The sequence below is a fragment of the Kitasatospora sp. NPDC004799 genome, assembly GCF_040609095.1.
In the GTDB taxonomy this organism is placed as follows: domain Bacteria; phylum Actinomycetota; class Actinomycetes; order Streptomycetales; family Streptomycetaceae; genus Kitasatospora.
In genome coordinates, this window is record NZ_JBEXJK010000026.1 from 21247 (window position 1) to 40385 (window position 19139).

Annotated in this window: 19 protein-coding genes; 10 read left to right on the forward strand and 9 right to left on the reverse strand. The window is 74.0% G+C overall.

Annotation, left to right across the window (positions count from 1 at the left end):
* The first annotated feature begins 177 nt into the window (after positions 1-177).
* The 3 genes from ABZW03_RS06055 to ABZW03_RS06065 are packed head-to-tail and all read left to right on the forward strand — an operon-like array spanning position 178 to position 3667.
* Complete coding sequence (locus ABZW03_RS06055; RefSeq protein ID WP_355252901.1) at positions 178-1749, forward strand: NAD(P)/FAD-dependent oxidoreductase; 1572 nt, start codon at positions 178-180, stop codon at positions 1747-1749.
* Entirely contained in the window at positions 1746-2765 is a 1020-nt protein-coding gene (locus tag ABZW03_RS06060) for an alpha/beta hydrolase (protein WP_355252904.1), read from the forward strand. Before ABZW03_RS06055 ends, ABZW03_RS06060 begins: the two co-directional genes overlap by 4 nt.
* Complete coding sequence (locus ABZW03_RS06065) at positions 2762-3667, forward strand: SDR family oxidoreductase (protein ID WP_355252907.1); 906 nt, start codon at positions 2762-2764, stop codon at positions 3665-3667. The genes ABZW03_RS06060 and ABZW03_RS06065 overlap by 4 nt, the downstream gene beginning before the upstream one ends.
* A 106-nt stretch (positions 3668-3773) precedes the next feature.
* Here ABZW03_RS06065 and ABZW03_RS06070 read toward each other — a convergent pair whose 3' ends face one another.
* Positions 3774-5126 (reverse strand): PLP-dependent aminotransferase family protein, encoded by a 1353-nt coding sequence (locus ABZW03_RS06070; protein ID WP_355252910.1) that lies wholly within the window; start codon positions 5124-5126, stop codon positions 3774-3776.
* Positions 5127-5240: 114 nt separating this feature from the next.
* On the opposite strand from ABZW03_RS06070, the gene ABZW03_RS06075 reads away from it, so the two are divergent.
* Complete coding sequence (locus ABZW03_RS06075; RefSeq protein WP_355252913.1) at positions 5241-5903, forward strand: LysE family translocator; 663 nt, start codon at positions 5241-5243, stop codon at positions 5901-5903.
* Positions 5904-5978: 75 nt separating this feature from the next.
* Here the strand turns inward: ABZW03_RS06075 and ABZW03_RS06080 are convergent, their stop codons facing one another.
* From ABZW03_RS06080 to ABZW03_RS06095, 4 genes are all read right to left on the reverse strand, one after another.
* The gene (locus ABZW03_RS06080) at positions 5979-6983 is read right to left on the reverse strand and encodes a serine hydrolase domain-containing protein (protein ID WP_355252915.1); all 1005 of its coding nucleotides are present in this window, start codon (positions 6981-6983) and stop codon (positions 5979-5981) included.
* 149 nt (positions 6984-7132) lie between these two features.
* Positions 7133-8092 (reverse strand): hypothetical protein, encoded by a 960-nt coding sequence (locus ABZW03_RS06085; protein ID WP_355252918.1) that lies wholly within the window; start codon positions 8090-8092, stop codon positions 7133-7135.
* Positions 8065-8772 carry a hypothetical protein gene (locus ABZW03_RS06090; protein ID WP_355252921.1) on the reverse strand — a complete coding sequence of 236 codons (708 nt, stop codon included), beginning with the start codon at positions 8770-8772 and terminating at the stop codon, positions 8065-8067. The genes ABZW03_RS06085 and ABZW03_RS06090 overlap by 28 nt, the downstream gene beginning before the upstream one ends.
* A gap of 65 nt (positions 8773-8837) precedes the next feature.
* Entirely contained in the window at positions 8838-8963 is a 126-nt protein-coding gene (locus ABZW03_RS06095; protein ID WP_355252924.1) for a hypothetical protein, read from the reverse strand.
* Positions 8964-9196: 233 nt separating this feature from the next.
* Between ABZW03_RS06095 and ABZW03_RS06100 the strand changes: the two genes are divergently transcribed.
* The gene (locus ABZW03_RS06100) at positions 9197-9970 is read left to right on the forward strand and encodes an SDR family oxidoreductase (protein ID WP_355252927.1); all 774 of its coding nucleotides are present in this window, start codon (positions 9197-9199) and stop codon (positions 9968-9970) included.
* 200 nt (positions 9971-10170) lie between these two features.
* Positions 10171-12009: an ABC transporter ATP-binding protein gene (locus ABZW03_RS06105; RefSeq protein ID WP_355252930.1), complete on the forward strand. Its 1839-nt coding sequence runs from the start codon at positions 10171-10173 to the stop codon at positions 12007-12009.
* Between the two features lie 49 nt (positions 12010-12058).
* On the opposite strand, the gene ABZW03_RS06110 is transcribed toward ABZW03_RS06105, so the two are convergent.
* Complete coding sequence (locus tag ABZW03_RS06110; protein WP_355252933.1) at positions 12059-12727, reverse strand: lysophospholipid acyltransferase family protein; 669 nt, start codon at positions 12725-12727, stop codon at positions 12059-12061.
* Between the two features lie 176 nt (positions 12728-12903).
* Between ABZW03_RS06110 and ABZW03_RS06115 the strand changes: the two genes are divergently transcribed.
* Positions 12904-13116: an EF-hand domain-containing protein gene (locus ABZW03_RS06115; protein ID WP_355252936.1), complete on the forward strand. Its 213-nt coding sequence runs from the start codon at positions 12904-12906 to the stop codon at positions 13114-13116.
* A 130-nt stretch (positions 13117-13246) separates the two neighbouring features.
* Here ABZW03_RS06115 and ABZW03_RS06120 read toward each other — a convergent pair whose 3' ends face one another.
* Entirely contained in the window at positions 13247-15448 is a 2202-nt protein-coding gene (locus tag ABZW03_RS06120) for a bifunctional glycosyltransferase family 2 protein/CDP-glycerol:glycerophosphate glycerophosphotransferase (protein ID WP_355252939.1), read from the reverse strand.
* A gap of 895 nt (positions 15449-16343) precedes the next feature.
* On the opposite strand from ABZW03_RS06120, the gene ABZW03_RS06125 reads away from it, so the two are divergent.
* Complete coding sequence (locus tag ABZW03_RS06125) at positions 16344-16610, forward strand: hypothetical protein (protein ID WP_355252942.1); 267 nt, start codon at positions 16344-16346, stop codon at positions 16608-16610.
* Positions 16611-16855: 245 nt separating this feature from the next.
* Complete coding sequence (locus tag ABZW03_RS06130; RefSeq protein WP_355252944.1) at positions 16856-17317, forward strand: YjbQ family protein; 462 nt, start codon at positions 16856-16858, stop codon at positions 17315-17317.
* A 41-nt stretch (positions 17318-17358) separates the two neighbouring features.
* Here the strand turns inward: ABZW03_RS06130 and ABZW03_RS06135 are convergent, their stop codons facing one another.
* Entirely contained in the window at positions 17359-17922 is a 564-nt protein-coding gene (locus ABZW03_RS06135; RefSeq protein WP_355252947.1) for a DUF1990 domain-containing protein, read from the reverse strand.
* 296 nt (positions 17923-18218) lie between these two features.
* Here ABZW03_RS06135 and ABZW03_RS06140 point away from each other — a divergent pair, with 296 nt between their 5' ends.
* Positions 18219-18437, forward strand: coding sequence for a hypothetical protein (locus ABZW03_RS06140; RefSeq protein ID WP_355252950.1), 219 nt, complete (start codon positions 18219-18221; stop codon positions 18435-18437).
* Between the two features lie 34 nt (positions 18438-18471).
* On the opposite strand, the gene ABZW03_RS06145 is transcribed toward ABZW03_RS06140, so the two are convergent.
* Positions 18472-19139: SbcC/MukB-like Walker B domain-containing protein (locus tag ABZW03_RS06145; RefSeq protein ID WP_355252953.1), on the reverse strand; the 668-nt coding region annotated here is incomplete at its 5' end.

Consider the following 19139-nt stretch of genomic DNA (forward strand, 5'->3'; position numbering starts at 1 on the left):
CCCGAATCGGAGCCGTCGCGCTTCTTCCCTCCGGTGTCGGCAAGGGCTACCCTGCCAACCATGCCAGTGATTACTGGCGCGATTGGCAGGGTCCCGGAGGCGGACCCCCGGGGTCCCGGGGTCGCGGCCCCGGGAGAGCGCGACGATCACCGTCCCACCCTCAGGAGGTTTTGCCGCATGGCACCCAGCAGCAAGCGCCCCCGCTCCGACGCGTCCGCGGCGACCGACGCCACCGCTGCGCAGGAGCCCGTCCCGCACGTCCGGGTGGCGGTGATCGGCTCCGGCTTCGGCGGCCTCGGCGCCGCGGTCCGACTGCGCCGCGCCGGGATCACCGACTTCGTGGTCCTGGAGCGGGCCGACTCGGTCGGCGGCACCTGGCGCGACAACAGCTACCCCGGCTGCGCCTGCGACGTGCCCTCGCACCTCTACTCCTTCTCCTTCGCGCCCAACCCCGACTGGCCGCGCAGCTTCTCCGGCCAGCCGGACATCCGCGCCTACCTGGAGAAGGTCGCCACCGTCTTCGGCCTCCGCCCCCACCTGCGCTTCAACACCGAAGTGCTGGAGGCCCGTTGGGAGGTCGAGCAGACCCGCTGGCGGATCACCACCTCGGCCGGCCAGTGGACCGCCGACGCCATCGTCTCGGCCGCCGGACCGCTCGCCGACCCGCAGATCCCCGACCTGCCCGGACTGGGCGGCTTCCCCGGCAAGGTGTTCCACTCCTCCCGCTGGGACCACGACTTCGACCTGACCGGCAAGCGCGTCGCGATGGTCGGCACCGGCGCCTCCGCCGCCCAGATCGTCCCGTCGATCCAGCCCCGGGTCGGCAAGCTGACGGTCTTCCAGCGCACCCCGGCCTGGGTGCTGCCGCGCCGCGACCGCGAGATCACCGAGCTGGAGAAGTGGCTGCACGGCCGCCTGCCGGTCACCGCGAAGATCCGCCGCGGCGCCCTGTTCGCTCTCCGCGAGCTGCAGGTGGACGCGTTCGTGCGCCGCCCCGGACTGCTGCGCCTGGTCCAGCAGCTCGCCGAGCGCCACCTCGCCCAGGGCGTCGCCGACCCGGCGCTGCGCGCCAAGCTGACCCCGGACTACCGGATCGGCTGCAAGCGCATCCTGCTCAGCAACACCTACTACCCGGCGCTCGCGGCGGCCAACACCGAGGTCGTCTCCTCCGGTCTGCGCGAACTGCGCGGCTCCACGCTGGTCGCGGCCGACGGCAGCGAGCACGAGGTGGACGCCATCGTCTTCGGCACCGGCTTCCACGTCACCGACATGCCCATCGGCGACCGGGTGTTCGGCGTCAACGGCACCAGCCTCGCCGAGGAGTGGAAGGGCGGCATGGAGGCGCTGCGCGGCTCGACCGTGCACGGCTTCCCGAACCTCTTCTTCGTCATCGGGCCCAACACCGGCCTCGGCAACAGCTCGATGATCCTGATGATCGAGTCCCAACTGAACTACATGATCGACGCGTTGACCACGCTCGGTTCGATCGGCGCCGCCGCGATGCAGCCCACCGCGCGGGCCCAGCGGCAGTGGAACCTCGAACTCCAGCACCGGATGGACCGCACCGTGTGGACCACCGGCGGCTGCCTCAGCTGGTACCTCGACCCGAGCGGCAAGAACACCGTGCTCTGGCCCGGGTCCACCACCTCGTTCCGCCGGGCCACCCGCAAGGTCGACCTCGGCGAGTACGAGCTGATCATGCGTGCCGCACCGACGGCCGCCCGCACCGTCCAGGAGGTCTCCGCGTGAGTGGCGTCCGTCTGCCCGAGGAGTACGAACCGCCGGTTCCGGCGGAGGAGTTGAGCGTCCGGTCGGCGGACGGCATCCGGTTGCACGTCGAGGTGCACGGCCGGCCCGGCGCGCCCACCGTGGTGCTCGCGCACGGCTGGACCTGCTCGACCGCCTTCTGGGCCCCGGTGATCCGCCGACTGGCCGACCGCTACCGGGTGGTGGCGTACGACCAGCGCGGCCACGGGCACAGCGAGATCCCGCCGAGCCGGGCCCGGTACTCGACCAGGGCGCTCGCCGAGGACCTGTCCGCCGTGCTCGCGCGGACCGTTCCGGCGGGCGAGCGGGCCGTGCTGGCCGGGCACAGCATGGGCGGGATGACCATCATGGCCGCCGGCGGCCGTCCCGAGGTCGCCGAGCGCACCGCCGCGACCGTCCTGGTCTCCACCGGTCCGGGTGATCTGGTGGCCGCGCTCAACGTCCTGCCGCCGGCCGTACGCGCCCGGGGCCTGCGGCGTTTCCTGCACCGGCTGCTGCTGCGCTCCCGGATGCCGCTCGGGCCGGTCTCCCCGGTCAGCCGGGCGGCGCTCAAGTACGCGACCATGGGCCCCGGTTCGCCCGCCGGCCAGGTCGAGGCGACGGCCCGGATCGTGCACGCCTGCCCGACCGCGGTCCGCGCCAACTGGGCCGCGGTGCTGGACCGGCTGGACGTCCACGCCGGGCTCGCCCGGCTCGCCGCGCCCACCGCGGTGGTGGTCGGCACCGACGACCGGCTGACCCCGCCGGTGCTGGCCCATCGGATCGTCGCCGAACTCCAGGACCCGCAGGGGCTGTTGCTGCTTCCCGGGGTCGGCCACATGGCGCCGCTGGAGCGTCCGGAGGAGGTCGCCGCCGAGATCCACCGGATGGCCTCCGCCTACCTGACGGCCGCGCCTGCCGCCGACCCTGCTGCCGCCGCTGCCGCTGCCGCTGCCGCTGCCGCTGCTCCTGCCGCGCCCGCTTCCGCTTCCGCCGACGAGAGGACCGCCGTCATATGAACGCCATCCCGCCGCTGTCCGCGCAGGTGGTCGTCGTCACCGGGGCCGCGCGCGGCGTCGGCGCCTCGTTGGCCCGCAAGCTCGCCCGGCGCGGAGCCAAGGTGGCGCTGCTGGGGCTGGAGCCGGAGGAGCTGAAGGCGGTCGCCGCGCAGTGCGGCCCGTCCGCGACCAGCTGGGAGGTGGACGTCACCGACCTCGACGCGCTCGAGTCCACCGCCCGGCGGATCCAGGAGCACTACGGGCGGATCGACACCGTGGTCGCCAACGCGGGGATCGCCATCGGCGGGCCGCTGACCGACAGCGACCACCGGGCGTTCAGCCGGGTCATCGAGGTCAACCTGCTCGGCAGCGTGGCCACCGCGCGGGCCTTCCTGCCGGCACTCGTCGAGAGCCGCGGGTACCTGCTCCAGATCGCCTCGCTCGCCGCGCTGACCCCCGCGCCGCTGATGAGCGCGTACTGCGCCAGCAAGTCCGGGGTCGAGGCCTTCGCCCACTCGATCCGCGCCGAAGTGGCCTACCAGGGGGTCAAGGTCGGTGTCGGGTATCTGAGTTGGACCGACACGGACATGGTGCGCGGGGCCGACCAGGACGCCGTGCTGAAGCAGATGCGCTCCCGGCTGCCGTGGCCGGCGAACAAGACGTATCCGCTGGAGCCCGCGGTGGACCGGATCGTCGCCGGGATCGCCCGCCGGTCCGCCCACGTCTACGCGCAGGCCTGGCTGCGCGGGATGCAGCCGGTCCGCTGGCTGCTGCCGACCCTGATCGCCGTGGCCGGCTCCCGCGACGTGGCCCGGCTGGCGCCGCAGCTCGCCGCCACCGCCGCGAGCCGCCTGCGCGCCGTCGGTGCCGGGGGCGCGGCGGACACGGCGGTCCGGGGGAGCCGGACCGGGGCGGGGGACTGACGGCTGACGGGTGACGGGTGACGGGTGACCACAGCGGCGGACAGCGGACAGATTTCAGCGAACAGATGACAGATGACAGATGATGAAATCTGTCATCTGTCGGTTGTCAGCTGTCCGCTGCCCCGCCGCCCGCCGCGATCCCCGCCAGCGTCTCCAGCGCCCGCGCCAGCACCGGCAGCGGCGGTGAAGCGAGCCCGACCCGGACGGCGGAGGGCGAGCGCCGGGGGTCGACGGCGAAGGCCGCCGCGGGCGTGACCGAGATCCCGGCGCGCGCGGCCTCCGCGACGAAGGTCTCCGCTCGCTGGCCCGTCGGCAGCTCCCACCACAGGTAGTACGAGCACGGGTCGGACCGCAGCCGCTGCCCCGTCAGCACCTCGCGCGCCAGCAGCTGCCGGGCCGTCGCGTCGGCCCGCTTCGCCGTCTCCACAGCCGCCAGCGTGCCGTCCCCGATCCAGCGCACCGCCGCCTCCAGCGCGAAGCCGCTCGGCGCCCACCCGCCCGCGCGCAGTGCCCCCGCCACCCGCTCGCGCAGCGCCGCCGGGACGACCGCGAACCCGGTGGTCAGCCCCGGTGCGAGCCGTTTGGAGAGGCTGTCCACGAGCACGGTGCGCTCCGGTGCGAGCGCGGCCAGCGGCGCCAGGTCGGGCCGCAGGAAGGACCAGATGGCGTCCTCGACCACCGGCAGGTCGAGCCGCCGCAGCTCCGCCACCAGCGCCGCCGCCCGCTCCGGCGGCAGGCTCACGCCGAGCGGGTTCTGCAGGCGCGGCTGCACGTACACCGCGCTCAGCGGCCCGGCCCGGTGGGCGGCCGCCACGGCGTCCGGCAGCAGTCCGTGCTCGTCCACCGCCAGCGGAACCAGCGTGATGCCCAGCCGCTCCGCCACCGCCCGGACCACCGGATAGGTCAGCTCCTCCACGCCCAGCCGCTGCCCGGGCGGCACCAGTGCGGACAGCGCCCCGGCGATGGCCTGCCGCCCGTTGCCGGCGAACAGCAGCCGCTCCGGCCCGACCTCCCGGGCACTGACCTCCCGGGCACCGGCCGACACCAGCCCCGCGAAGGCCCGCCGGGCCGCCGCCGTCCCGGCCGCGCCGACCGGCCGCAGGGCGTCGCCCAGCGCGTCCGGCCGCAGCAGCGGCGCCAGCCCGCCCGCCAGCAGCTCGGCCTGCCCGGGGACGGAGGGGTAGTTGAGCTCCAGGTCCACCGGGGCGGCCGCGGGCTCCGCGAGCGCCACCCGGGCGCCGTCCGGTGCCCGCCCGGCCCGGACGAAGGTCCCGCGCCCGACCTCCCCGACGGTCAGCCCGCGCCGGGCCAGCTCCCGGTAGACGCGCCCCGCCGTCGAGTTCGCGATGCCCCGGCCGCGGGCGAACGCGCGCTGGGTGGGCAGCTGCTGGCCGGGCCGCAGCCGCCCGTCCGCGATCTCGGCGGCGATCCGGTCGGCGATCAGGCGGTAGTCGTCCATGGCGGTCGGCCCTCCAGCGGTCCCTCGCAACGGCAGGCACAGCGGCCCGCCCACATTGCACCGAGTGCAAAGTCATCATTGCATCGACCTGATGGCCCGGCCTAGCCTCCTCGCATGGACGCGTTGACATCCGCCGTGGACGGCCGGGCCGTGCTCGGGATCGCCGCCGTGGCGCTGGGCATGGTGCTGTCGCCCGGGCCGAACATGATCTACCTGGTCTCCCGCTCGATCGCGCAGGGCCGCCGCGCCGGGCTGATCTCGCTGACCGGGGTCGCGGCCGGCTTCCTGGTCTACCTGGTCGCGGTGACGGCGGGGGTGGCCGCGGTGTTCTCGGTGGTGCCCGCCCTCTACACCGTGATCAAGCTGGCCGGCGCCGGGTACCTGCTCTGGCTGGCCTGGAAGGCGGTCAAGCCGGGCGGCACGGCGGTCTTCGCCCCGCAGCAGCTGCCGCCGGACCCGCCGCGCCGGCTGTTCGTCATGGGCTTCCTGACCTGCCTGCTCAACCCCAAGATCGCCATCATGTACATCTCGCTGCTGCCCCAGTTCGTGGCCCCGGAGCGCGGTCACGTCGCCGTGCAGAGCCTGCTGCTGGGCCTGGTCCAGATCGCGATCGCGATCACCGTCAACGGCCTGATCGCGGTGAGCGCGGGCGGCATCGCGGCCTTCCTCAACCGCCGCCCCGGCTGGCTGCGGATCCAGCGCTACGCGATGGGCACCGTCCTCGCCGGCCTCGCCGTGCACATCGCCGCTGACCGCGCGAAGGCCGTGGCGGTCTGAGGCCGCCGTGGTCAGAGGTAGCCGTGGTCCGAGGCCGCTCTCCTCAGGGGCCGTCGTCGCTCAGGACGCACCCGGCTACGCCGTACGGCCGGCGGTCCGCAGGAGCTCGTACCCGGCCTGGACGAACCGGCCGTCGAGGGCCGGAGCGGTGTTGGCCACGGCCGCGACGGCCGCCGGACCGTCCGGCGAGAATCCCACGAACGCGGTGAACCCCCGGGTGCCGCCGCTGTGGAAGTAGAGGTCGCGGTCGCCCGAGCGGCGGTGCATCCACACCAGGCCGATCCGGTCGGTCGAGTGCGGCAGCCGCAACCGCAGCCGCTGGACGTCCCGCAGGGCGGCTCCCAGCCCACCGCCCGGGGCCGTCGACCGTGCGGCGCCGGGGCCGGTCGGCGGCCCGCCGTCCAGGTGGGCCCGGAGGTAGCGCAGCAGGTCGGCCCCGTCGGCCCGGACGGCGCCGGCCCCCGGCAGTCCGGGGATCCGCCAGGGCGGGAGCGCCCGTCCGTGCCGGTAGCCGATGGCCCGGCCCGGCGGGTCCGGGGCGCAGGTCGTGGACCGCAGGCCGAGGGGGCGGCAGACCCGTTCGGTGAGCAGCTCCCCGTACGGCAGCCCACCCGTCTCGGCGAGCACCCGACCGAGCAGTCCGACACCGTAGTTGGAGTACGCGTACCGGCTACCGGGCTTTCCCCGTACGGTGGTTCGGGCAAGTCCATCCCTCAACTGCTCGTCGCCGTACGTCTCGTACGGGTTGCTGAACCAGGCCGGTACGGCCCTCGCGAGCAGGCCCGGGGGGAGCCCGGGCAGGCCCGAGGTGTGGGTGGCCAGGTGGAGCAGTCGGATGGGTTCCGCCGACCGGACCTTCGCCGCGCGCCAGCACCGCGGCAGCCGGCGCTCGACCGGGTCGTCCAGGCAGAGTTCACCGCGCGCGACCATCTCCGCGAGCAGCAGCGCGGTGAACGTCTTGCTGACGGAGCCGAGTTCGAAGACGGTGTCGGGGGTGCAGGGCGGCGCGGCCGGGCTGCGTCCGGTCCGCCCGAAGCAGCGCACGTCCGCCCGGTCCCCGTGGATGAGGGCGACCGTCACGGCGGTGGCGTAGGGCCGGGCAGCCCGCACCACCGCCGCGACCGCGGCGTCCAGGGCGCGCGGACCCGGCCCGCTCGCGCCGGGTCCGTACGCGCCTGGCCTGCTCGCACCCGGCCCGCTCGCGCCGGGTCCGCTCGCGTCCGGCCCGCTCAAGGGGCCACCGGTGTGCCGCCGAGCGCCCGGGAGAGCGTGACGGTGGCGGCCACGACCCCGACCACCGCGGTGTGGCAGTGCTGGCGGAAGTCCTCCTCCGGGTCGTCGTTGTCGGGAGCGGAGCCCTCGCACTTGATCATCCCGTCGGGCTGCTGGGCCGCGGTCAGCGCGTCCCAGCCGGCTCGGCCGGTGACCGGCTCGCCGATGCAGGAGTCCACGATGAGCAGCTCGCCGGCGAGGTCCCACTGCTCGATCTCCAGCCAGATGTCGAGCCAGACCGGCAGCCAGTCGCGCAGGTAGTCGCGCATCGGCTCGGGCAGGCACTCGGGCCGGGCGCCCCAGTCGGTGAGGTGGAAGACGGTGTGGGTGACCTGGTAGGCGATCACCCAGGCGATGGTCCACGGCTCGGGGAGGGCGCCGAGCCAGGTGTTCCGGGCCAGCTTGGCGAAGTCCGGCCGGGGTTCGAGGCCCGCGATCCGGCGGGCGTTGGCGAGGGCGAGGTGGCGGCTGCCCTGGATCTCGACGGCGTGCACGGCCCGGAGCCGGCCGATCGAGGTGAGCAGTTCCTCCATGGCGGCGTGGCGGTATCCGGACCGGGCGAAGTGGCCGTACGTCTCCAGCGGGTCGACGAGGGTGACGTGCCGCAGCTGCCGTTCGAGCAGCAGGTCGCCCTCGCCCAGCTGGGCCCAGGCGGCTTCGAGCAGTTCGCGCGCGAGACGGGCGTCGTGCGGGCCGGTGACGCCGTCGCGCAGGACCAGGGAGGAGGCCAGGGCGGCCTCGCAGAGCGGCTTGTAGACGTCTTCGGGGTCGGCCAGGTCGACGATCGTGCTCTCCTCCAGCCGGCTGTAGCCCCGCTGGTAGCCGGAGTGCAGCCAGGCCAGTGACCGGGAGCCGAGCTGTTGGGCGGTGGCGAGCACCTCGGTGTCGGTCATCTCGTCGCCCCGTTCAACAGGCACTGGGCAATGGTGAGTTCGAGGACGGACCGGGAGGTTCCGTCGCCGGCCAGGCGGATCCGGTCCAGGACGGGTTCGATCTCCAGCCGGAGCGGCCGGCCCTCGGCGCCGACCCAGGCGAGCCAGCGGGCGAGCCGGACGGCGGTGGTGGGGTCGCGCCGGAGCATGCAGCGGACGGTGCCGCGGGCCAGGGCCAGGGTGTGGGTGCGGGCGGCGTCGTGCATCGGGCCGTCGAGCGTCGGCAGCGCCAGCGAGGACAGCTGGGCCATCCGCTTCGACCAGGCCTGCCAGCCGACCTCGTCCGGGTCGGACAGCACGGCGGGCGGTCGCACGGCCGCCCCGTACGGCGTGCGGGCGAGGACCTGGGCGGCCGCCCAGTCCTGCCAGGAGATCACCAGCGCGGCCTCCGCGGAGGAGGGGGCGGGTGCGGGGAAGGCCACGCGTGCCTCGGCCAGCAGCGCGGCGGTGGTGCCGTCGGGCTCCGCGCCGGTGAGCAGCTGCGGGGCGAAGACGTCCGCGCCGAGCACCCGTACCGCGGCCAGCAGCGGGCGGGGCACGAGGCTGTCGGGGTCCGCGAGTGCGGCCGTGCCCTCGCCGTCCCGGAGGACGGCGAGGGTCCGGTCCGCCACCCGCTCGACCGCCGCGGCGTACTCGTCACGGAGAGGGGTCTCGGCGGTTGGCATGGCGATCGGGTCCCCCTTCAGGAGGGTTGGTCACGGGCACGAGGCCCGACAGGGGAGAAGCCGGCCTACCGGGTCGGCTTCTCCTTGGGGCCCTTCGGCGAGAGGAGCAGCAGGGCGGCGAGCAGCACCGCGCCGGCGGCCTCGGGCAGGTACGTGGGCGCGTCGGACACGACGGCCTCGTCCTCCACCATCAGGCTCGCGAGTGTTTCGGCCTCGAGCGTCGCACTGCGTGACGTCGAAGCGGTTTCGGTCCGGAACTGAGTAAGCATCAGATGTGCCTCCTCATCTGGATTTCACCGCCCGGTCGGACGGTGCCCCTGTTCGACATTACGAGCCTCCTCAGGGATATGCATCCCCAGTCCGCTGAGCTGGGACGTTGCCCTCGGTGTGGGCCCGGATGCGGGGAGTCGGTACGGTCGGGGGCATGACCACAGCCTTGATCACCGGCGCGACCGCCGGCATCGGAGCCGCCTTCGCCCGCCGGCTCGCCCGCAGCGGCTACCAGCTCGTCCTGGTGGCCCGGGACACCGAGCGCCTCGAGCGCGCCGCCGCCGACCTGCACGGCAGGTACGGCATCGAGACGGAGGTGCTGACCGCCGACCTCGCGACCGAGGAGGGCATCGGCGCGGTGGAGGCCCGGCTCGCCGACTCCGCCCGCCCGGTCGACCTCCTGGTGAACAACGCCGGCTTCGGCAACAAGGGGGCCTTCGGGACCGTCCCGCTCCAGGACGAGCTGGCCATGCTGAAGGTGCACATCGAGGCGGTCCTGCGGCTGACCACGGCCGCCCTGCCCGGCATGCGGGAGCGCGGCCGCGGCGCGATCGTCAACGTCGCCTCGGTGGCCGCCTTCCTGCCGCGCGGCACGTACGGCGCGAGCAAGGCCTGGGTGGTCAGCTTCACCCAGGGCGTGCTGCGCGACCTCGGCGGGACGGGCGTGCGGATGATGGCGCTCTGCCCGGGCTTCACCCGCACCGAGTTCCACGAGCGGGCCGGCATGGGTACGGGCAACATCCCCTCCTGGTCCTGGCTCTCCGCGGAGCGGGTGGTGGACGAGGCGATGCGCGACCTGGCGCGCGGGCGGTCCGTCTCCGTGCCGGGCAAGCGGTACAAGGCCGCGGTGGCCGTCGCCCGGGTGCTGCCCGCCGGCAAGCTCGGCGGGATCTCCTCGGAGGCGGCGCGCACCTACCGGAGCAACTGACGGCGGGGGCGGTCGGGCGCACGGGCGCAGGGGCGCGCGGGCGCACGGGCGCGGACGGTGCGGGCGGTGCGGGTCGAGGGCGGCGCGGGGCGAGGAATAGAGCATCCCTCACTATTAGCTTGTCTAACTATGAGCTATCCTCGCTATGCTGATCCCAGCCCGACCGCCCGACCGACCGCCCCACCCTGGGAGGCCCGTCCTTGAGGCCCACCGCCATCGCCTGGACCCCGCCCGACCGCCCCGAGGGCGAACCCCGCCCACCCGCCGAGTGGCGCCGCATCCTCGCGCTCTTCCGCCCCTACCGGGGCCGCCTGACAGCCGTCGGGCTGCTGGTCGCCGCCTCCGCCGTGGTCTCGGTCGTCTCGCCGTTCCTGCTCAGGGCCGTCCTGGACACCGCCATCCCGCAGGGCCGCACCGGGCTGCTCAGCCTGCTCGCGCTCGGGATGATCCTGACCGCCGTGGTGAACAGCATCTTCAACGTCCTCCAGACGCTGATCTCCACCACCGTCGGCCAGCGCGTGATGCACGACCTGCGCACCGCCGTCTACGGCCACCTCCAGCGGCAGTCGCTGGCCTTCTTCACCCGCACCCGCACCGGCGAGGTGCAGTCCCGGATCGCCAACGACATCGGCGGCATGCAGTCCACCGTGACGTCCACCGCGACCAGCCTGGTCTCCAACCTGACCGCGGTGGTCGCCTCCGTCGTCGCCATGGTGGCCCTCGACTGGCGGCTGACCGTCGTCTCGCTGCTGCTGCTCCCGCTGTTCGTCTGGATCAGCCGCCGGGTCGGCCAGGAGCGCAAGAGGATCACCACCGAGCGGCAGCAGCAGCTGGCCGCGATGAGCTCGGCGGTCCAGGAGTCGCTCTCGGTCAGCGGCATCCTGCTCGGCCGCACGATGGGCCGCTCCGGCTCGCTCGCCCGCGAGTTCACCGAGCAGTCCGACCGGCTCGCCGACCTGGAGGTGCGGGCCAGCATGGCCGGGCGCTGGCGGATGAACACCATCCAGATCGTGATGGCCGCGATGCCCGCGCTGATCTACTGGGCCGCCGGGCTGACCTCCGCCGCCGGCGCGCCGATCGTCTCGGTCGGCACCCTGGTCGCCTTCGTCACCCTCCAGCAGGGCCTGTTCCGCCCGACCGTCAGCCTGCTCTCCACCGGCGTGGACGTGCAGACCTCGCTCGCGCTCTTCCAGCGCATCTTCGAGTACCTCGACCTGCCGGTGGAGATCGACGAGCCGGCCGACCCGGTCACCCTGGCCGACGTCCGCGGCGAGGTCCGCTTCAAGGGCGTGGACTTCCGCTACGACCCCGCTCAGGAGCGCCCGACCCTGGCCGGCGTCGACCTCCACGTCCCGGCCGGGAGCTCACTGGCCGTGGTCGGTGAGACCGGCTCGGGCAAGACCACCCTCAGCTACCTCGTCCCGCGGCTGTACGACGTCACCGGCGGACGGGTCACCCTGGACGGCGTGGACGTGCGCGAGCTGTCCTTCGAGACCCTGGCCCGCGCGGTCGGCGTGGTCTCCCAGGAGACCTACCTCTTTCACGCCTCGGTCGCCGAGAACCTGCGCTTCGCCAAGCCGGGCGCCAGCGACGCCGAACTGGTCGAGGCCGCCCGGGCCGCGCAGATCCACGACACCATCGCCGCCCTCCCGGACGGCTACGACACCCTGGTCGGCGAGCGCGGCTACCGCTTCTCCGGCGGCGAGAAGCAGCGCCTCGCGCTCGCCCGGACGATCCTGCGCAATCCGCCGGTGCTCATCCTCGACGAGGCCACCAGCGCGCTCGACAACCGCACCGAGCACGCCGTCCAGCAGGCCGTCGACACCCTGGCCGCCGGCCGCACCACCATCACCGTCGCGCACCGGCTCTCCACCGTCCGCGGTGCCGACCAGATCGCCGTCCTGGACCGCGGCGAGGTGGTCGAACTCGGCACCCACGAGGAACTGGTGGCGCTGGACGGGCGCTACGCGGCGCTGCTGCGCCGGGAGGTGCCGGAGGCCGTCGGCCGGCCGGAACCGGCCGCGCTCGGGCAGGCGTGACGAACCCGGGCCGTCGTCCGGGCCCGTCACGCCGACCGCGGAGCGGCGGTCAGGCCGCCTTCGGGACCTCGTTGTAGTTCTCCGCGACCTCCTGGCCGGAGAGCCGCTGGATGGCCGCCATCACCTCGTCGGTCACCTGCCGACGGGCCTTCAGCGAGCGGGCCTGCCCGTGCAGCTCGTCGAAGTGCAGCGGCTCGCCGAAACGGACCGTCACCTTCTTCAGCCGGGGCACCCGCTTGCCCACCGGCAGGATCTGCTCCGGACCCTCCAGCGCCACCGGCACCACGGGCACGCCCGCGGTCAGCGCGAGCCAGGCGACGCCCGTCTTGCCCCGGTAGAGCCGGCCGTCCAGCGAGCGGGTGCCCTCGGGGTAGATGCCGAAGGCCTTGCCGTCCTCCAGGATCTCCAGCGCCGACTCCAGCGAGGCCTGGGCGGAACGGTAGGTGCCGCGCTCGACCGGCACCGCGCCGATCGCCTCGAAGAAGCCCTTGGAGAGCCGGCCCTTGAACCCGGTGCCGGTGAAGTACTCGGCCTTGGCGAGGAAGTGCACCCGGCGCGGGGCGGTCAGCGGGATCACCACGCTGTCGATGAAGGACAGGTGGTTGCTGGCGAGGATCACCCCGCCCTTGCGCGGCACGTTCTCGATTCCCTCGATGACCGGCCGCCAGATCCCCCGCGATACCGGTTTCAGCACCAACTTGGTGACGAGGTCGAGCACGATTCCCTCCCTGGACGAACGACCGCCCGGGAGGAGCCCGGGCCTGCAATCAGATCCGCAGACTACGACACCCACCCCCGCGCACGTCCACTCCCGGCGACCGTGGCGCGCGCCACGGCCGGGTAGTGTACGGCCGTCCGAACCGAGCGACACCCCGCAGTACCCAGGAGGGAACGATGGAGACCACCGAGGCGATCAAGGCCTTTTTCGACCGCTTCGACAAGGACGGTGACGGCCGGATCACCGCGGCCGAGTACGCCCTGGCCGCCAACGAGATGGGCGACCACGACGTCACCCTCTCGATGGCCGAGGCGCTGATCCACAGCATGGACACCGACCACGACGGCGTGCTGACCTTCGAGGAGTTCCTGGCCGCCCGCCGGCGCTGAGCCCGCGCCGACGGGGCCGGTCGCCGTACCGGCGGCACCGGCCCCGTCCGGAGGCTCCGCCGGTTCCGGAGGGTCCGCCGGTTCCGTCCCGGGGGCCGTGCCGGTAGCCGCGGATTCCGTGCCGGGGCTGCTACTTCTCCACTGGGAACACCCGGCGCACCACCCGCTCCGCGGCCCCGCCGTCGTCCCAGACGCAGAACTTCGCCCGGAACCGCGCCCGCGCCGCCGGCTCCGGGTCGCCCGCCAGCAGCGCCCGCGCCAGGCCGTCCGCGTCCACCGTGACCGCGCCCGGCGGCTCCGCGAACAGGTCGAAGTAGACGCCGCGCTCCCGCTGGTACTCCTCCCAGTCCGGAGCGAAGATCACCACCGGCCGGTCCAGCACCGCGTAGTCGAACATCATCGACGAGTAGTCCGTCACCAGCGCGTCCGCCGCCAGGTAGAGGTCCTCGACGGTCGGGTGCGCCGAGACGTCCACGATCCGCGCCGACTCCGCGCCGCCCCCCGACAGGTCGCCCGGGCCGTCGGCGTGGAAGTAGTGGGTGCGCACCAGCAGCGTGAAGTCCGGGCCCAGCCGCCGGGCCAGCTCCGCCACGTCCAGCAGCGGCACGTAGCCGCCCTTGCTGCCGCGGTGGGTCGGCGCGTACAGCACCGCCCGGGTGTCCGGCCGCAGCCCGAGCCGCTCGCGCATCGCCCGGACCTCGTCCGAAGTGGCGTTCACCAGCCGGTCGTTGCGCGGGTAGCCGGTGTCCAGCATCTCGTACCGGCCGGGGAAGGCGCGGGCGAAGTGCGTGCTGGTGTGCGGGTTGGGCGAGACCAGGAAGTCCCAGCGGTCGACGGCCTCCTGGAGCAGGTCGAAGTCCATTCCCTCGGCCGCCGCCGGGTGGTCGCGCAGGTCCATGCCCATCGCCTTGAGCGGGGTGCCGTGCTGGGTCTGGACGTGCACCGTGCCCGGCCGCTTCGTCATGGTGCGGGGGAAGTTGACGTTGTTGACGAAATACCTGGCGGTCGCCATCGCCTTGAGGTAGGCGGGGGTGTTGACGATCACGTACGGCACCCCGGGCGGCAGCGTGGCGGCCTGGGCGCGGTTCTCCACCACCCACACGCCCCGGATCCGCGGGGCGAGTTCCTTCGCCTTCTCGTAGATCGCCGCCGGGCTGCACGCGTAACCCCGGTGCCAGTACGCCGCGTAGACCGCGAGGTTGTCGTCCAGCGGCAGCCGGCGGAACGCGTTGTACGCGGTGAACCGGGCGCCGCTGCGCATCCCCTTCTTCACCGCCGGCGCCACCGCCCTTGCCCCGCGCTTGAGTTCGCGCGGCAGCCGGCCGGTGCGGCGCAGCTCCGCGTACGCGATCCGGGCGCCGCGGGCGGCCAGCCGGTACTGCACGCCGCGCACCCCGCCGGGGAAGCGGTAGCCGGCCGGGCGGTGGCGGTCGAAGTGCCGGGCGATCCGCTGGAAGAAGTCCTTGCGCCGGTCGGTCGGGACCAGCCCGGGGGTGTCGTAGACGTTCAGCGCCTGGCGGACGGTCCGGTCGAAGACCAGGGTGCGCAGCGCGTCCGGGACGGGCCGGCCGGGGCGGTCCGGGCGGTCCAGGAAGGCGAAGATCGCGTCGTACTGGGCGAACACGTCGGCGTGCTTGGGGGAGGCGGTGGCGGTGATCGCGCCGTCCCGGCCGCGCCGGTAGAAGTAGCAGGGGCGATCGACGTAGCGCAGCCGTTCGGCGGCCAGCAGCGCCGGGTAGGTGACCGAGATGTCCTCGTAGTAGCCGCGGCCGAAGGAGACCCCGAGGCCGTCCAGGAACGCGCGGCGGAACAGCTTGTTCCACACCGACATCACGGTCTGGAAGAGCGCGGGGTGCTCGGCCAGCGTGCAGCCCTCGACCAGCGGGGAGCCGGTCAGCACGTGGCGCCAGGGGTTCGGCTCCGTCCCGCCGTCCGGGTAGACGTGGGTGAAGTCGGTGATCAGCACGTCGGCGGGGGCCTCCCGGCCGCGTTCCCGCGCCAGCTCGTCCAGCAGGGCGCCGACGGTGCCCTCGGGCACCCAGTCGTCGCTGTCCACGAACCAGAGGTACTCGCCGCGGGCCTGCGGCAGGGCGGCGGTGCGGGCGCCGCCGAGGCCCTGGTTCTCGGTGAGGTGCAGCACCCGCAGCCGGTCGTCGCGGGCGGCGTAGGCGTCCAGGATCGCGCCGGAGCCGTCGGGGGAGAGGTCGTCGACCGCGATCACCTCGAAGCGGGTCTCCTCGGCGGGGGTGTCGCCGAGGAGCGAGTCGAGGCAGCGCGGGAGGTACCGCTCCACGCCGTGGACCGGGAGCACGATGCTGAGGAGGAGGGACACGCTGGCCGAGTGTACCGATCCACCGGGTGCGACCTGCGCGGACGTCCGGGGCGCGGCTTCCGAGGGCCGATGGGGGCCCGGGAAGGGGTGTCTGGGGGCGTCCGGGATGCCCGGGGTGGGACTTGCCCGGGGTGGACCCGGGACCGCCGGTGCCGGGCCCCTTGCGGGGCGGCACCGGCAGTCAGGTGGCGGTCCGGCCGACCCTCTACGGCCGACCGCCGGTCCGGGCACCGCGCGAGCCTGGCCACCGCAGCGTCGAGGCGGCCGGCAGTGGCTCGCGGGAGCCGGAGTTCTTCATCACTCGAACACGCGCTTGAGTGCGGTGCGAGCACTGGCGCGTGCATCAGATATTGCTTGGAGGTTTCGCGGGAGTCAATCCCTCGAATGTGTTCACTTCCTGAAGTCATCCGGTCACGGCGTCGGCCGCGCCTGTTTCGGCTGGGCGGGACGTCGCTCGGCGGGCGCCATGGTGATCGCTTTGTCGATGTGGCGGCTGTCCCCTATATGGCGACGGCGATACGGCTACCTGGCGACGGTGGTACGGCGCGATGGCGCGATGGCGTGACGGCGGGGGCGGCGGTGAGGCGGGGTGCGGCGCGCGTGCGGGCCGCTTGCGGGGCGGGCCGACGCGGGGTGCGGGGCGGGGTGTCGCGGTGCGCCGGGCGCATGCCGCGCACTCGGTCGCCGTATCCGCGCCCGCCCGCCCCGGTGACGGACGGCCGGTCGTGCACCATCATTGATGCCTAGTCGTGACCGGCCCGGGCCGCCCCTGGTGCTTCGTCAGTTGACGTCGCACGATACGGTGGCACAACACCAAGGACGGTTGCGCGAAGGCCGTCTGTCACGGATAGTCTTCGCCTCACGGCCCTGGCGCCTCGTAGGGGTGGGAAAACTGATGGAACACATGCAAGTGCGGACTCGGCCCCGCGTGCCGGCGGTCCAGTGCGGTGTCGGCACGACCGGCCGCCGGATCGACCGACACCTGGCCGTGCTCGGCGCGCCCGCACTCCCGGCGGTGGACACCGCCGAGGCGCTCGGGTTGATAAGGGAACTCACGCCGCGCGGCGCCGGGGCCCCGACGGCCCGCCGTCGCCACACCCGGATCTCGCTGCTGACGCCGCTGCGTCGGCTGCGGCGGAGTCTCTTCGGCGGGCGCGGCTAGGGCCTGACCGGCCGACGCGGCGCGGGTCCCTCCCCGCCGCCCGGTCGGAACCGACCCGGTGGACCGTCCGGTCCGCCGGGTCTTCGGTGTGCCCGGGTGATTGTCTGGACGGTGCCCGGGCGGGTGGCCCGGTTGTTCGGGGCCGTTGTGGTCTGAACCTTTCACCTTATGCGAGTTCGCCGCTCCGGTAGGGCGAGTCGGCGAGGGAGTACGCCCGGTCCGCTGACCTGGGACAGGATGGCGCCATGGCGGACAACAACCATTCCACCCAGACCGGTGCATTCCCGGCCCCCACCTTCCAGAGCAGCACCTTCGAGATCACCACCGGCAGCCGCGAGGTCGCGCTCGACATCACCGACCGCTGCGCCGCGTTCCTCGACGAACGGGCGGCCGGGCGCGACGGCCTGCTCAACGTCTTCGTCCCGCACGCCACCGCGGGGATCGCGGTGCTGGAGACCGGCTCCGGCAGCGACGACGACTTCCTCGCCACCCTGCGCGACCTGCTGCCGGCCGACGACCGCTGGCGCCACCGGCACGGCAGCCCCGGCCACGGCCGGGACCACGTGGTGCCGGGCCTGGTCGCCCCGCACGCCACCCTGCCGGTGCTCGGCGGCCAACTGGCGCTCGGCATCTGGCAGTCGGTGGTGCTGATCGACACCAACGGGGACAACCCGCGCCGGACGGTCCGGCTGTCCTTCCTCGGCTGACGCCCGGGTGTGAGGTTGTTCGGCGGGCGGTTTCGGTGGCCTCAGCCGAGCCGGCGGACGTGCGCGGCCACCGCGGCGAGGTAGCGCTCGATCGCCAGGTGCTGGCAGAGCAGCGCCACCGGCCGGCCCAGCCTGGCGTACCAGGCGGACAACCGGGAGAACGCGGTGACCTCGAACCATACCTCGCCGTCGGCGTCCATCGACACCAGGAACGCCTCCTCGCCGCACTCGGGGTGTCCGGGGAGGGTCCCGTAGCCGAACCCGATCCGGTCTGGCTCGTCCACCGTCCACACCACCCGGCAGGGGATCACCAGCCGCGGCCACCGGGTCCCCGGCAGGTTGAGCCGCAGCAGTACCGTTTCGCCCTCCCGGGCCGGGCCGGCCGGGTGGACCGCGAAGCCGGTGCCCAACTGGCTGCCCCAGCCGAGGACGTACCGTCCGGCCCGCTCCAGGACCTCCGGGCCGTGCCCCAGGTGGACCCGCCGCCGCAGGTGGGCGTAGCCGTCCGGAAGCCGCCCGCCCCCGCCCCGGGTGGCGCCCACCTCGGGGTACGACGGGTTGGTGGCGCGGGCGGCGAGCAGGCGTCGGTGCAGGTCGGTGGGCATGCCGGTCACGGTAGCCGCTGGGCGGGAGGCGGTCGGCGGCGGGGCGGGCGGGGTGCGGTCCGGCGGGCGACGGCGAACAGATTTCAGCCGACGGATTTCAGCGAACGTTTTCTGAAATCTGTTCGCTGAAGTCTGTTCGCTGACATCTGTCGTCCGTCGTCCGTCGTCCGTCCGTCGTCCGTCCGTCGTCCGTCCGCCGGGAACCGCCCGGGGCCGCCTGGGACCGGCCGGGCCGGGCCGGGCGCAGGCCGGGGGGCCTGTTGCAGCGGGGCGGGGGTGCGGAGTAGGAAGGCGGCATGAGCGACACCGGTACGAACCAGGAAGCGGGCGTCTGCGACCTCGCGCCCGACGGCGGAGCGGAGGCGGCGCTGCGGCACGACCCGGAGGCGGCCGGGCCGCGCGCCGACTGCGTGCTGTGCGGCGAGCCGACCGAGCTGCCCGCCGACCAGCCGGGCAGCACCCTCTGCCCGGTCTGCGCGTGGCAGCAGGCCCAGCGGATCGCCTGCTCGGGCTGACCCCCTCGGCTGCCCCGAGCCGATCCGCCCGGCGCTACGCGTCCTCCCGCCCGGCCAGCGCCAGGGTCGAGCCGTGCCGCCCCTTGCGGACCAGCAGCTGGGCGGGGATGCGGCTGCGCAGGTCGGCCACGTGGCTGACGATGCCGACCGCGCGGTCCCGCTCGCGCAGGCCGTCCAGGACGTCCATGACCTCCTCCAGGGCGTGCTCGTCCAGGGTGCCGAAGCCCTCGTCGATGAAGAGGGTGTCCAGCGGCATGCCGCCCGCCTCGTCGGTGACCACGTCGGCCAGGCCGAGGGCGAGGGAGAGCGAGGCGAAGAAGCTCTCGCCGCCGGAGAGGGTCGCGGTGTCCCGCTCGGTGCCCGTCCAGGCGTCGACCACCCGCAGGGCCAGGCCCGAGCGCTTGGTGCCGGTGCCCCGGTCGTCGCTGTGCACCAGGGTGTAGCGCCCGCCGGACATCCGGACTAGCCGGTCGCTGGCCGCCGCCGCGACCTGCTCCAGCCGGGCCGCCAGGACGTACGACTCCAGGCGCATCCGCAGCCGGTTCTCGGCCGAGGTGCCGGCCGCGAGCGCGGCGAGCCGGTTGATCCGCCCGTACCGGTCCAGCGCCGGGGCCAGTTCCCCGGCCAGCCCGGTCAGCTGCTGCCCGATCGCGGCCAGTGCCGCGCAGCGCTCGCGGGCCGCCGCGTGGGCGGCGTGCGCCC

Excerpts from the sequence above, each read along its gene's own strand:
- ABZW03_RS06055 (WP_355252901.1), top strand. The coding sequence starts at position 178 with ATGGCACCCAGCAGCAAGCGCCCCCGCTCCGACGCGTCCGCGGCGACC.
- ABZW03_RS06065 (WP_355252907.1), top strand. The coding sequence starts at position 2,762 with ATGAACGCCATCCCGCCGCTGTCCGCGCAGGTGGTCGTCGTCACCGGG.
- ABZW03_RS06070 (WP_355252910.1), bottom strand. The coding sequence starts at position 5,126 with ATGGACGACTACCGCCTGATCGCCGACCGGATCGCCGCCGAGATCGCG.
- ABZW03_RS06075 (WP_355252913.1), top strand. The coding sequence starts at position 5,241 with ATGGACGCGTTGACATCCGCCGTGGACGGCCGGGCCGTGCTCGGGATC.
- ABZW03_RS06090 (WP_355252921.1), bottom strand. The coding sequence starts at position 8,772 with ATGCCAACCGCCGAGACCCCTCTCCGTGACGAGTACGCCGCGGCGGTC.
- ABZW03_RS06095 (WP_355252924.1), bottom strand. The coding sequence starts at position 8,963 with ATGGTGGAGGACGAGGCCGTCGTGTCCGACGCGCCCACGTACCTGCCC.
- ABZW03_RS06100 (WP_355252927.1), top strand. The coding sequence starts at position 9,197 with ATGACCACAGCCTTGATCACCGGCGCGACCGCCGGCATCGGAGCCGCC.
- ABZW03_RS06115 (WP_355252936.1), top strand. The coding sequence starts at position 12,904 with ATGGAGACCACCGAGGCGATCAAGGCCTTTTTCGACCGCTTCGACAAG.
- ABZW03_RS06125 (WP_355252942.1), top strand. The coding sequence starts at position 16,344 with ATGGAACACATGCAAGTGCGGACTCGGCCCCGCGTGCCGGCGGTCCAG.
- ABZW03_RS06130 (WP_355252944.1), top strand. The coding sequence starts at position 16,856 with ATGGCGGACAACAACCATTCCACCCAGACCGGTGCATTCCCGGCCCCC.
- ABZW03_RS06135 (WP_355252947.1), bottom strand. The coding sequence starts at position 17,922 with ATGCCCACCGACCTGCACCGACGCCTGCTCGCCGCCCGCGCCACCAAC.
- ABZW03_RS06140 (WP_355252950.1), top strand. The coding sequence starts at position 18,219 with ATGAGCGACACCGGTACGAACCAGGAAGCGGGCGTCTGCGACCTCGCG.